10 protein-coding genes and 1 pseudogene are annotated in these 13,208 nt (G+C 68.0%); 7 read left to right on the top strand and 4 right to left on the bottom strand.

All coding sequences use genetic code 11. From position 1 onward, the window contains the following. A pseudogene (locus HUW53_RS07385) lies at positions 1-606 on the bottom strand (hypothetical protein); the annotation flags it as partial. Between the two features lie 258 nt (positions 607-864). Here HUW53_RS07385 and gltX point away from each other — a divergent pair. The 4 genes from gltX to hspQ all read left to right on the top strand — a co-directional run bounded on the left by gltX (position 865) and on the right by hspQ (position 4,281). Further along, positions 865-2,280: a glutamate--tRNA ligase gene (gene gltX / locus HUW53_RS07380; protein ID WP_237345100.1), complete on the top strand. Its 1,416-nt coding sequence runs from the start codon at positions 865-867 to the stop codon at positions 2,278-2,280. Further along, a complete protein-coding gene (locus HUW53_RS07375; protein WP_370877779.1) occupies positions 2,277-2,534 on the top strand; it encodes a sulfurtransferase TusA family protein in 258 nt (85 codons plus the stop codon). Before gltX ends, HUW53_RS07375 begins: the two co-directional genes overlap by 4 nt. A gap of 142 nt (positions 2,535-2,676) precedes the next feature. Beyond that, the gene (locus HUW53_RS07370) at positions 2,677-3,717 is read left to right on the top strand and encodes an HpcH/HpaI aldolase/citrate lyase family protein (protein WP_237345099.1); all 1,041 of its coding nucleotides are present in this window, start codon (positions 2,677-2,679) and stop codon (positions 3,715-3,717) included. A gap of 240 nt (positions 3,718-3,957) precedes the next feature. Continuing rightward, positions 3,958-4,281, top strand: a complete 324-nt coding sequence (gene hspQ / locus HUW53_RS07365) for a heat shock protein HspQ (protein WP_237345113.1) — start codon at positions 3,958-3,960, stop codon at positions 4,279-4,281. A gap of 446 nt (positions 4,282-4,727) precedes the next feature. On the opposite strand, the gene HUW53_RS07360 is transcribed toward hspQ, so the two are convergent. After that, positions 4,728-5,462 carry an invasion associated locus B family protein gene (locus tag HUW53_RS07360; protein ID WP_237345098.1) on the bottom strand — a complete coding sequence of 245 codons (735 nt, stop codon included), beginning with the start codon at positions 5,460-5,462 and terminating at the stop codon, positions 4,728-4,730. 238 nt (positions 5,463-5,700) lie between these two features. On the opposite strand from HUW53_RS07360, the gene HUW53_RS07355 reads away from it, so the two are divergent. From HUW53_RS07355 to HUW53_RS07345, 3 genes are all read left to right on the top strand, one after another. After that, complete coding sequence (locus tag HUW53_RS07355) at positions 5,701-7,539, top strand: extracellular solute-binding protein (protein WP_370877780.1); 1,839 nt, start codon at positions 5,701-5,703, stop codon at positions 7,537-7,539. A gap of 162 nt (positions 7,540-7,701) precedes the next feature. Next, positions 7,702-8,526, top strand: a complete 825-nt coding sequence (locus tag HUW53_RS07350) for an SH3 domain-containing protein (protein ID WP_237345097.1) — start codon at positions 7,702-7,704, stop codon at positions 8,524-8,526. Between the two features lie 92 nt (positions 8,527-8,618). Further along, positions 8,619-8,972: a hypothetical protein gene (locus HUW53_RS07345; RefSeq protein WP_237345096.1), complete on the top strand. Its 354-nt coding sequence runs from the start codon at positions 8,619-8,621 to the stop codon at positions 8,970-8,972. Positions 8,973-9,272: 300 nt separating this feature from the next. Here the strand turns inward: HUW53_RS07345 and mfd are convergent, their stop codons facing one another. After that, positions 9,273-12,782: a transcription-repair coupling factor gene (gene mfd / locus HUW53_RS07340; protein WP_237345095.1), complete on the bottom strand. Its 3,510-nt coding sequence runs from the start codon at positions 12,780-12,782 to the stop codon at positions 9,273-9,275. Positions 12,783-12,839: 57 nt separating this feature from the next. Then, positions 12,840-13,136: an FAD assembly factor SdhE gene (locus HUW53_RS07335; RefSeq protein ID WP_237345094.1), complete on the bottom strand. Its 297-nt coding sequence runs from the start codon at positions 13,134-13,136 to the stop codon at positions 12,840-12,842. Positions 13,137-13,208 lie beyond the last annotated feature (72 nt).

The following is a 13,208-nucleotide window of genomic DNA, read 5'->3' as shown; positions in this document are numbered from 1 at the left end:
GCCGAAGCCCACGGCGTCGATCCCCTGGAACCAGGGCGCGCGCCCGAAATCGTGGGCGCCGGGCATGGCCGGTCCGAGGGGCGGCAGAAGACGGGTCAGCTGGGTGATATGGGTGCCCACCGGCGGCGCCGTGCCCCGCTTGAGCGAAAGCCGGACCAACCCGATCGGGCCGTCGAGCCCACGGATGGGGCCTGGATCGAGCCGCAGCAGAATGCGGTCGCTGTTCACCCGCTGCTCCCGGCGCTCGACGTAGCCGTTCAGGCGCACCGGAAAGGAAGGCGCGCGCAGCAGCACCTCGTGCATCATCAAGGTGGTGCGCACGCCGCCCGCCGAAAAGCCCGCCGAGAAGGCGCAAAGGCCGGCGAACACCCCGATCGCCACCGCGTGCCGCCGCGCCGCCGCGGCCGCCACCGCCAGCATCGCCGTGAGCGCCAGCGCGGCCACCAAAGACGGCTCCCGCGGCGCCCCGAAATAGGCGAGGATGCCGCCCATGAAGGCCACCGGCAGCCACAGCACGAGGCGGCCCTGCTCCGCTTCCGCGGCGAGATCCGCGCCAAGTCGCCGAACCAACGACCGCCACAGGGGATCGAAGCGGAGGCCAGCCACCCGCGTGCCGGCGACGACCGCGACCGCACGCGCACGAGAACGCGACGGCAGTGGACCGCCTTCGTTCCGCCCGCCCCCGCCGCGTCCCGCCTCCATGTGCCCGGCCCCCGCATCGCGCCCCGGTTTCTTGTGCGATGCGCCTATGCTACACGGGCGCCTCGCGCGCGCCACGGCAGACTCGTCGCGGTGCCGGCGGCGCGCCTTGCCTGTTTCCCTCGCCTGCGTTCCGCGGAGCGCACCCGGCCTTTCGAGTGCCCCATGTCCGAGATCGTCACCCGCTTCGCTCCCTCGCCCACCGGCTTCCTGCATATCGGCGGCGCCCGCACGGCCCTGTTCAATTGGCTCTATGCCAAGGCCAAGGGCGGGCGGATGCTGCTGCGCATCGAGGATACCGACCGCCAACGGTCCACCAAGGAGGCCATCGACGCCATCCTGGACGGCCTGAGCTGGCTGGGCATCACCTGGGACGGCGATCCCATCTACCAGTTCGCCCGCGCCGAGCGGCACCGCCAGGCGGTGGAGGAGATGCTCGCCCAGGGCAACGCCTATCGCTGCTACGCCTCGGCGGAGGAGCTGGAGGAGATGCGCGAGCTCGCCCGCAAGGAGGGCCGCCCGCCGCGCTATGACGGACGCTGGCGCGACCGCGACCCGTCCGAGGCGCCGAAGGATCGCGCCCCGGTCATCCGCCTGAAAGCCCAGCGCGATGGCGAGACCGTGATCGACGACATGGTGCAGGGCACCGTGACCTTCCCCAACAAGGACCTGGACGACCTGGTCCTGCTGCGCTCGGACGGCACCCCCACCTACATGCTGGCGGTGGTGGTGGATGATCACGACATGGGCGTCACCCATATCATTCGCGGCGACGACCACCTGACCAACGCTGCCCGCCAGACCCAGATCTACCGCGCCCTCGGCTGGGATGTGCCGCGCATGGCCCACATTCCGCTCATCCACGGGCCGGATGGCGCCAAGCTCTCCAAGCGCCACGGCGCGCTCGGGGTCGATGCCTATCGCGACATGGGCTATCTGCCGGCGGCGCTGCGCAATTATCTGGTGCGGCTCGGCTGGAGCCATGGCGACCAGGAAGTCTTTTCGACCGAAGAGATGGTTCGCTTCTTCGATCTCGACAAGGTCGGCCGCTCGGCCGCCCGGTTCGACTTCCAGAAATTGGAGAGCCTCAACGGCCAATACATGCGCGCCTCCTCGGACGCGGAGCTGCTCGCGGCCCTGGATGCCCTGGTGCCGCATTTGCCCGACGCGGCCCATCGCCTTGCCCGCATGACGCCGGAGCGCCGGGCCCAGCTCGCCGCAGCCATGCCGAGCCTGAAGGAGCGCGCCAAGACCCTAGTCGAGCTGCTCGACAATGCGGAATTCATCTTCGTCCCGCGTCCGCTGCCGCTCGAGGAGAAGGCGGCCGCCCTGTTGTCGGACGACGCCCGCGGCCATCTCGGCAAGCTGGTTCCGCTGCTGGAGGCGGCCGAATGGACCGCCGCCGCCACCGAGGCGGTGGTGCGCGCCTATGCGGAACAGGCCGGCGTGAAGCTCGGCGCGGTGGCGCAGCCGCTGCGCGCCGCCCTCACCGGCAAGACCACCTCGCCGCCCATCTTCGACGTGCTGACCGTGCTCGGCCGCGAGGAAAGCCTTGCCCGCCTGAAGGATCAAGCGCGGTGATCGGCCTGAGACGGCCCGCGCCCCAGCCCCCGCCCGTGGAGCTGGACCTGATGGGCTTGAAATGCCCGCTGCCGGCCCTGCGGACCCGCAAGGCGCTGGCGGCGCTGCCGGCCGGCGGCCGGCTGACGGTGGTGTGCTCCGACCCCATGGCGGTCATCGACATTCCCCATGTGGCGCAGGAGACCGGCGCCGTGCTGGAAACGCGCGTCGTGGACGAAGGCCGCCTCACCTTCACCTTGCGCAAGGCGGGGTAAGCGCGGCCACGGCCGCTTTTCGACCGACCGCCGCCCGCCCGCGGGTGCGCTGTTGCGGCCGGTCGCGAGCTATGATGCAGTGCAACTCAATACGGCCCGGATGCGGGGAATCTGTTCCGCCACGCCGCGCCAGGGGGGAGAGATGAAGCTTCCGCGTCAGTTCTTCAAGCCGCTCGCCATCGGCGCTCCCGCGCCCTACCGCGACCTGCCGGTGCGTCTGGAGCGCATGATCCACTTCGTTCCGCCGCATCTGGAGAAGATGCGCGCCAAGGTGCCGGATATCGCCCGGCAGGTGGACGTGGTGCTGGGCAACCTCGAGGACGCGATCCCGAGCGATGCCAAGGAAGCGGCCCGCAAGGGCTTCATCGAGATGGCCCAGGCCACCGACTTCGGCACCACCGGCCTTTGGACCCGCATCAACTGCCTCAACAGCCCCTGGGTGCTCGACGACATCGTCGAGATCGTCTCGGCCATCGGCAACAAGCTTGATGTCATCATGCTGCCGAAGGTGGAAGGCGCCTGGGACATCCATTACCTCGACCAGCTTCTGGCGCAGCTTGAGGCGAAATATTCCGTCGGCAAGCCGATCCTCATCCACGCCATTCTCGAGACGGCCGAGGGCGTGAAGAATGTGGAAGAGATCGCCAGCGCCTCCCCGCGCATGCACGGCATGAGCCTCGGCCCAGCCGACCTTGCCGCCTCCCGCGCCATGAAGACCACCCGCGTGGGTGGCGGTCATCCCGACTACAAGGTGCTCGCTGACGCCGACGGCGACAAGCCCCGCATCGGCTTTCAGCAGGACCTGTGGCACTACACCATCGCCAAGATGGTGGATGCCTGCGCCGCCAACGGCATCAAGCCCTTCTACGGCCCGTTCGGCGACTTCTCCGACCTTGCGGCCTGCGAGAGCCAGTTCCGCAATGCCTTCCTCCAGGGCTGCGTCGGCGCATGGTCGCTGCACCCGACCCAGATCGACATCGCCAAGCGCGTGTTTTCGCCCGATCCCGGCGAGGTCGCCTTCGCGCTCAAGATCGTGGAAGCGATGCCGGACGGCTCCGGCGCCGTGATGATCGACGGCAAGATGCAGGACGACGCCACCTGGAAGCAGGCGAAAGTGATCGTCGATCTTGCCAGGATCGTCGCCGCCAAAGACCCCGAAATGGGCAAGGCTTACGGCCTGTGACATAATCGTGCCGACGCATCCTCGGGCGCGGCGATCATCGCCGCGCCGAGAGCGATGAAAAAGCACGAGATTTTGGCGCGGTTCGGCGTTTCCAGAAAACGGCGGGATGCGCCAGGAACAAGGAGGCGGACGATGGGCACACCAGAAAAGACGAGCTCTCCCTCCGCCGTTGGCACTGTGGAGATGGCGGGAGCCCTGCCCCCGCCCGTGGAGGTCCCGGCGCACGTCGAGGCCCAGCAGATGCGGATGGCGAAGTTCAGGATTGGCGAAGTGGTGCGCCACAAGCACTTCCCATTCCGCGGCGTGGTGTTCGACGTGGACCCGGTGTTCGACAACACCGAGGAATGGTGGCTCTCCATTCCCGAGGACATCCGTCCGGACAAGGAGCAGCCCTTCTACCATCTGTTCGCCGAGAATGCGGACAACGAATACGTCGCCTATGTCTCCGAGCAGAATTTAGAGCTCGATCCCTCCGACGAGCCGGTGCGACACCCGCGGGTGAACGAGATGCTGCGGGAGGATGGCGACGGTGGCTGGCGCGTGCTGCCCAACCTGCTGAACTGACCCCGGCAACGCGGGCACGCGACCGGGCCGATCGCGTTGCCGGGCGGCAGCTACGCCCGGCAACGCTGGCGTTCGTCATGAGTCCATTGGCGGGGCGGTGAGTTCGGAGCCTCGGCGCTCACATGGGGCACAGCGCACACCGCATGGATGGACGCCATCTCACCACGCCCACAGCGTCGGCGCTTCGCCTGGGAACATTCTCGAACACGCGGACACCCGGAATTTCAGGCGCTTGCCGGAGAGCGGATGCGCGCCGGGGCGCCGCTCTATCCGCGCGGCAAGCGGGGTTCCACCACCCAGCAAAAAGGCACGCTTCTGACTGAAGCGTGCCTTTTTCATAGGCACCGGGCCCACCCGGAGCAGATCGGAATGCTCAAACCGGCGCGGCGGTCGGCATCCTCACCGCCGCCTCAGGTTCGCCAGCCGCCTCACCTACGTCAGCCGCCTCACTTGGCGCCCTGAGCGTTGGCCTTTTCGAGCTCCTGACCCTTCTTCAGCAGGGCGGCCTTGTTCTGCTCTTCCTGGGCCATGGCCTTGGCGCGCGCCTCTTCCATGCGCTTGCGCTCCTGCTCCATGGCCACCTTGGCATCGACGCCGGGGCTGTCATAGGCCTTGCCGAAATCGGCATTGGAGATAGGCAGGGACAGGGTGCGGCCGACGCCGTTCACCATCTGCAGATAGACCGCATTGGCCTTCTTCAGCTTGGCGATGAAAGACGCGTCGATCTCCACATCACCGATGCAGGTGGCGCCGCCGCCCTGGATCGGGTTGCAGATGACGAAGGGCACCGAGATCGGGTCCTTGTCCAGGGTGATCCGCATGCCGGGCTGGAGGCGCATGCCGAGCGGCACCGAGACGTTCAGACGCTTCTTGGGCTCGTCCTTCATCTCGACGATGTCGATCTTGGCGATGGCCTGGCTCTCCACCCCGAGAATCTGGGTGAGCACACAGACCTGCTTCTTGTTTTCCGGATTCTCCTGGCAAATCTTCTGCCAGGGCGACGCGGAAAACTTCACCTCGGGCTCGGCCGGAGCGCCGCCCTGGGCGGGCTTCGCCGGCTGGGCCTGCGCGGCGGGTTTCGCCGGCTGCGCCTGGGAGAAAGCCGGGCCTGCAAGCGCCACAGTGAACAGCGTTGCGGCGACACCCGCCGTGAGCCGCGCGATGGAATGGGTCTTGGTCATTGTGGCCTTTCCTGTGGTGCCTGCCGGTCGTTCACCTTCGCCCACGACGGCTGGCCCGCACCTGCTTCATGACCCGCGCTGTCTCTGGGCCAATTGAGGCAAGATGGTGGCGGGCCGCAAACTGTGCCTGCTGGGTTCGACTTTGCGTGCTACCTTGCCGACGAATAAGGCCAATACACGACCGATGTCCTGGAGAACAAGCCGCATCCACGCGGAATGCCGCAAGAGAAGGGTCCTGATGCGCGAATCAATGCGGATGACGGTCGGATCGGCTCTGGCGGCGGCCTGGCTGCTGCTGTGCGGCCCCGCGATCGCGCAGGAGCCATCGCGCCTTTCCGCCTCCGGCGCGGCGGGCCCCGCCCGCTCCGCCATCGCCATGCGCGGCGAGCCGGACCTGCCCGCGCGCTTCGAGGCCCTGCCCTATGCCAATCCCGATGCGCCCAAGGGCGGGCGGCTGACGCTCTCCCTGCTCGGCACCTTCGACAGCCTCAACCCCTTCATCGTGAAGGGCTCGGCGCCCGCCTTCATCCGCAATTACATGGTGGAGCCGCTGATGGCGCGCTCCTTCGATGAGCCCTTCAGCCTCTATCCCCTGCTGGCGCAGTCCCTCACCACCGACGCCGAACGGAGCTTCGTGGAGTTCAGGCTCGATCCGCGCGCCCGCTTCTCGACCGGCGCGCCGGTCACCGCCGACGATGTGTTGTTTAGCTTCGCCTTGCTGCGCGACATGGGCCGCCCCAACCATCGGCTTTATTATGGGAAGGTGGCGAAGGCGGAAGCACGCGACATCCGCACCGTGCGCTTCACCTTCACCGCGCCGGACCGTGAATTGCCGCTCATCATGGGGTTGATGCCGATCCTGGCCCGCGGCAGCATCGACCCCACCCGGTTTGAGGAAACGAGCCTCACCCCCCTTGTGGGCTCGGGGCCATACACCGTCGGCGCCGTGGATGCCGGGGCCGCCATGACATTGGCGCGGGATCCGCGCTATTGGGGCCGCGACCTTCCCGTGAACCGGGGCCTCTACAATTTCGACGAACTGCGCTTCGTCTATTTCCGCGACACCAACTCCGAGTTCGAGGCCTTCAAGAAAGGGCTCATCGACGCACGCTTCGAGAGCGACCCCGCCCGCTGGGAGACCGGATACGACTTCCCGGCCGCCCGCGCCGGAGAGGTGGTGAAGGAGGTCATTCCCACCGGCACGCCCAAACCCTATTCGGCCCTGGTCTTCAACACCCGGCGCGCATTATTCGCCGACATCCGGGTGCGGCGGGCGCTGATCGAACTGTTCGATTTCGAGTGGCTGGACCGCAGCTTCTACCACGGCCTCTACCGGCGCAGCGGGAGCTTCTTCGAAGGGTCGCAACTGTCCGCCCTTGGCCACCCCGCCGTAGCGCGCGAACGCGCCCTGCTCGCCCCCTATCCCGATTCCGTCGTGCCCGATGTGCTGGCCGGCACCTACCGCCCACCGGTCGCCGATGGCAGCGGGCGCGATCGCGAGCGCCTGCGCGGGGCCCTGGCCCTGCTCGGCGCCGCGGGGTGGCACCTGAAACAAGGCGCGCTGGTGACAGCCGAAGGCGCTCCCTTCACCTTCGAGATCATGGTGGCCACCCGCGACCAGGAGCGCCTTGCCTTGGCCTATGCGGCCCAGCTCAAACGGGCTGGAATCACCGCGCAGGTGCGATTCGTCGACGCCGTGCAGTTTGATTCGCGCCGCAATGCCTATGATTTCGACATGGTACCCTTCATCTGGGTCCAATCCCTGTCGCCCGGCAATGAACAGGCGTTCTACTTCGGCTCCGCGGCGGCGGACACGCCCGGAACGCGCAATTATATGGGCGCGAAGAGTCCGGCCATCGATGCCGCCATCGCAGCGCTCATCGCCGCCGGCGATGCCGACGATTATGTCGCAGCCGCCCGCGCCCTCGACAGAGCGTTGATTTCCGGCGCTTACGGCGTTCCCCTTTTCCACACGCCGGGCCAGTGGCTTGCGCGGTGGACGCGCATCGCCCGGCCGGAGCGCGTCTCCCTCTACGGGACCTTGCCGGAGACCTGGTGGCGCCTGCCCGGACATTGACGAGACAGGGTTTGTGCCTACCATTGAACCGCAGGCGTGGCACAGATTGGCCGCAATTGACGGCCAATCTCGCGGCGGTGTTCGCGGGGCCGCGCGGCTCCATCACGCATCAATCGGCGGCATGCCGGCTCCCGCCGGAGCCGGCGACCGAGGAGGCACTGAATGGCGGACCTTCAGCGTGCGCACGAAGGCTTCGCCTCCGAACGGCCCGCGACGGCCCCGTCCTCCCCCCGCAACGGGTCCACACAAGCGGTGCGCCCGCGCTTGGGCCATGGACGCACGCCCCAAGCGCGACGCGGCTCAGCGCGCGTCGATGGCGGCGTGGTGCTGCGCGCCCTCGGCATTTCCTGCGCGGTGGCGGTGCTGGTTCTGGGCGGCTTCTTCCTGCTGCGCGGCTTCGGGCTGGAACAGAGGCAGGAGAGCGTTCTGACCCCCGGCCCCGGCGCCGCCGTTGCCGTCGGCGGGCTTGTTCCCAGCACAGCGCCGCCGACGCCCACCACCGACGCCCGCCAGATCGCGGCCCTGCTGAGCCACGAGCCCGCCGCGGCCGCGAAGCCGCCACCGCAGGCCGCCGCGTCAGCGACCAAGGTGGTTCCGGCACCCACGGCCGCCGACTTTGCGCGACCCGCTTTCCTTGAACCCCACGCCGCCGACAAGGCCGACGCCGACGCCACCGACGACCCCATCGACGACCCCTCGCCCGAGGCCCGCGCGACAGCTTCGGCGCCGGTGCCACCCGCCCGCCCGGCCCTCGCCCAGGCGAGCGGCTCCAGCGCAGCGGACAACGCCGAAGAGACCGGTTCCGTGGGCCAGAGTGGCCGCATCAATACCGCCATCAACCTGCGCAGCGGCCCACAGCGCGGCGCCGCCGTGCTGGCCACCCTCGAAGCGGGAACCAAGGTGACGGTCTATTCCTGCAAGTCCTGGTGTGAGGTGGCGGCCGACGGCAAGCGGGGGTATGTATATCGTCGGGCAGTGGATCAATAGGCTGCCGGCAATCGTTCTATGCCGCTTGCATTCTGACCCGGCTTTTGCGGGAAGGCAGGCGTGCAAACGACGAACCTGAAAGGATCTCAGCCATGAAGATGAGCATTGCGACGGGAGCGACGCTGCTGGCTCTGGCCCTGGCCTCCACCACGGCTTCGGCGCAGGGTGTGGTGCAGGGCGCCCAACAGGGTGCCGACAAGGGCGCGACGGCTGGCGACAAGGCGGCGGGTCCGGTGGGCGGCGCCGTTGGTGGGACCGTGGGCGCGGTCGGCGGCGGTGTGGCCGGTGGCGTGGTCGGTGGCGTCAAGGGCGCCGGTGAGGGTGCCGGCGCAGGCGTCAAGGCGGGCGAGAAGGCCGCCGGTCCCGTGGGTGCGGTCGTGGGCGGCGCCGTGGGCGCTGTGGGCGGCACCGTCGGCGGCATCCTGGGCGTCGACGGCAAGAAGTGAGGACCTGAGGCGCGGGGCTCCCGCGTCCGTCCCAAGACAGAAATGCCGGACCAACACAGAAACGCCGGACGCTCCGCAAGGGGCGGACCGGCGTTTTTTATGCCCCCGCCTTTTTTGCGGCTCGAGGCGCCGCCCGTTGAAGCGTTTCGGCTTACGGTGGCCCACGGTATGCGCGCCAAGACCCCTGCGCGCCAAAACACCCCTGCGCGCAAAGGCCCCCCGTGCGCAAAGACCCCCGCTTCACCCCGTTGCCAGCCCGCCTTAGCAGACCCGCCTCGGGGCTCATCGCTTGGAGGCGCCTTAAAGCGCCTTCTTCTGGGCCAGGGTCGCAAGCTTCTTGAGGACCGTCAGCGTCCCCTTCAAGCGCGCCTCCGCGCTCGGCCATTCGCGCAGGAACACCACCTTGAAGTCAGGTCGCACCTTGGCCTGAGACCCCTCCTGGGCGATCAGCTTGACGAGACCGGACGGGTCGGCGAACTCATTGCCGCGGAAGCCCAGCACCACGCCCTTGGGACCGGCGTCCACCTTCTCCACATTGGCGGCGCGCGCCAGCGCCTTGATCTTGGCGAGCTGGAGCAGATGGCCCACCTCCGGCGGCGCGGAACCGAAGCGGTCGGTGAGCTCGGCGCCGAAGCCGTCGATCTCCTGATCCTCCTGAAGATCCGCGAGCCGCCGATAGAGCGCGAGCCGCACATGCAGGTCCGCCACATAGTCCTCGGGGATCAGGACCGGCGTGCCGATGGTGATGTTGGGCGACCACTTGTCGTCCACGTACTCGGTGATGCCGGCCTTGATGTGCGCGATCGCCTCCTGGAGCATCTCCTGATACAGCTCGTAGCCCACTTCCTTGATGTGGCCCGACTGTTCGTCGCCGAGCAGATTGCCGGCGCCGCGAATGTCGAGATCGTGGCTGGCGAGCTGGAAGCCCGCGCCCAGGGTCTCCAGCGATTGCAATACCTTGAGCCGCCGCTCCGCCTGCGCCGTGATGGGCTTCGCCGCCGGCACCGTGAAGATGGCATAGGCCCGCGCCTTGGCCCGGCCCACGCGACCGCGCAACTGGTAAAGCTGGGCAAGACCAAACATGTCAGCCCGGTGCACGATGAGCGTGTTGGCATTGGGCACGTCGAGGCCCGATTCCACGATGGTGGTGGACAGCAGAACGTCATACTGGCCATCGTAAAAAGCGGTCATGATATCTTCGAGCGTGCCCGCCGCCATCTGGCCATGGGCCACCGCCACCTTCACCTCCGGCACCGATGTGGCGAGGAACTCCTGCACCTCCGCCAATTGTTCAATGCGCGGCACCACATAGAAGCTCTGGCCGCCGCGATACCGCTCGCGCAGCAAGGCCTCGCGGACGATCAGCGGATCGAACGGGGTCACGAAGGTGCGCACCGCCAGCCGATCCACCGGCGGGGTGGCGATGATGGACAGCTCGCGCACCCCGGTCATGGCGAGCTGGAGCGTGCGCGGAATGGGGGTCGCGGTGAGGGTGAGCACATGGACTTCGGCGCGAAGCTGCTTCAGCCGCTCCTTGTGACCGACACCGAAATGCTGCTCCTCGTCCACGATCACAAGGCCCAGGTCCTTGAACTGGATCGCCTTGCCGAGCAACGCGTGGGTGCCCACCACGATGTCGACGGTGCCGTCGCTCAGGCCCTTCTTCACCGCCGTCAGGGCCTTGCCCGTGACCATGCGGGAGGCCTGGGCGATGTTCACCGGCAGGCCCTTGAAGCGCTCGGAGAAGGTCTTGAAGTGCTGGCGCGCCAGCAGGGTCGTGGGCACCACCACAGCCACCTGCTTGCCGGAGAGCGCCACAACGAAGGCCGCGCGCAGCGCCACCTCGGTCTTGCCGAAGCCCACGTCGCCGCACACCAGCCGGTCCATGGGGTGTCCCGAGCCGAGGTCATCGACGACGGCCTGGATGGTGGCCTCCTGGTCGTCGGTCTCCTCATAGGGAAAGCGGGCACGGAACTCGTCATAGAGGCCTGCGGCGGCGGTCAGCTTGGGCGCCTCGCCGAGCTGGCGCTGAGCCGCGATCTTGATGAGCTGGGACGCCATCTCGCGGATGCGCTTCTTCATCCGCGCCTTGCGCGCCTGCCAGGCTCCGCCGCCCAGCTTGTCGAGCTGGGCCTCGGTCTCCTCCGAGCCGTAGCGGCTCAGAAGCTCCAGATTTTCCACTGGCAGGAACAGCTTGTCGCCACCCGCATAATGGATTTCGAGGCAGTCATGGGCCGAGCCCATGGCCTCCACCGTCTTCAGGCCGATGAAGCGGCCGATGCCGTGGTCCACATGCACCACGAGATCGCCCGCCGTCAGCGCCGTCAGCTCGGAAATGACGTCCTGGGGCTTGCGGGCCTTGCGCTTGGGGCGCACCAGGCGGTCGCCCAGAATGTCCTGTTCGCCGATGATCGCGAAGTCCGGCGTCTCAAAGCCGGACTCCAGCCCATAAACGGCCAGCGCCACCTGGGTCCGGGGAAAGGCGGAAAGACTCTCGAACCGGGAGATGGGCGCCGCGCCGGTCAGGCCATGGTCGGCCAGCACCGTGCCGAGGCGCTCGCGCGAGCCTTCCGACCAGCCGGCCAGGATGACCTTCTTGTCCTTCTGCAGCTCGCGCACATAGGCCACGGCGGCGTCGAAGACATTGCCCTCGGGGTCGGCGCGCTCGGCGGCGAAGGAATGGCCCTTCACGCCGCCCACGTCGATCACCTCGCCCTTCGGGTTCTCGATCGCGGCGAACGGGGAAAGCTGCGCGATGCGCGCGGCGCCAATGCGCGCGTTCCACTCCGCCCCCGTCAGATAGAGGCGGTCAGGCGGTAGCGGCTTATAGACCGCTCCCCCGGCCGGATGGTCCAGCGCCTCCTTGCGGGCGGCGTAATAGTCGCCAATCTGCGCCACCCGCTCGTCGGCCACCTGATCCACCATGGGGTCGAGCACCAGCGGGCTTTGCGACACATAGTCGAACAGCGTGTCCATATGCTCATGGAACAAGGGCAGCCAATGTTCCATGCCGGCATGGCGCCGGCCCTCGCTCACCGCCTCATAGAGCGTGTCACCCTTCTGCGCCGCGCCGAACTCCGCCACATAGGCCATGCGGAAGCGCTTCATGGTGGCGGTGGTGAGCTGGAACTCGGCCATGGGCACCAGCTCGAGCGCGCGCAACTGCCCGGTGGTGCGCTGTGTTTCCGGATCGAAGGCGCGGATGCTCTCCAGAGTATCGCCGAAGAAGTCCAGGCGAATGGGAGCGTCGAGCCCCGGCGGATAAAGGTCGATGAGCCCCCCGCGCACCGCATATTCGCCGGTGTCGCGCACCGTGGGCGTGCGCAGGAAGCCGTTCTGCTCGGCCCATTGGGTGACACCATCGAGGGCGATGGCGTTGCCCGGCGCCGCCGAGAGCGACTGCGCCGCCACCAGCGCCTTCGCCGGCACCCGCTGCACGGTCGCATTCACCGTGGTGAGCAGCACGCTCGCCTTGCCGCCGGTGACGCGCGCCAGCCGCGCCAGCGTCGCCATGCGCCGCGCCACGATGGCGGCGTTGGGCGAGGCGCGGTCGTAGGGCAGGCAGTCCCAGGAGGGAAAACTGTAGACCTCAACTTCCGGCGCGAAGAAGGCAAGGCCGCGTTCCAGCGCCGCCATGCGCTGGCCGTCGCGGCAAATGACGGTGAGCGAAGGCCAGGGCGCGTTCTTTTCGGCGGCCACGGCGCGGGCGAGGTCTCCCACCACCAGGCCCTCCATGCCCTCCGCGACGCGGGAGAAAGAAAGGGGTCGGCCTTGCACCAGCGCATCGGCGAGCGGGCGGGGACGCTTCACTTTGGAACTCCAGGGCGACGGATGCGCGGAACGGAAGAACAAACGGGTGCGGCGTGCCTATTCCGGCAGGCCGCGGCCCTCGTCGTGGAACGCCTTCATGCGGGCGAACAGGGGCGTGTCGTATTCCGCCGGCAGGGGATTGGTCTCGGAGACCCAGGAAAAGATGTCGTGGTCCTGGGCGTCGATGAGCGTCTCGAAAGCGTCGAGCTCGGCCTCGGAAAAGCCGCCGACCTCCGCGTCCGCGAACTTGCCCATGATGAGGTCCATCTCGCGCATGCCCCGATGCCAGGCACGATAGAGAAGGCGCCGTCGGCGCGGATCGAGATCGGCGCTGGAACGCTGGGTGCCCGACATGAGGAGACCTTTCGGGATGAAACGGCACGACCGGCCGCGCCCCGGAAGGGTGCGTCCGCGCGTCTTGCGACG

Source organism: Xanthobacter agilis (genome assembly GCF_021730435.1).
Taxonomy (GTDB): domain Bacteria; phylum Pseudomonadota; class Alphaproteobacteria; order Rhizobiales; family Xanthobacteraceae; genus Xanthobacter; species Xanthobacter agilis.
The sequence above is the reverse complement of the archived record's forward strand: the minus strand, read 5'-3'. Positions and strand labels throughout refer to the sequence as shown.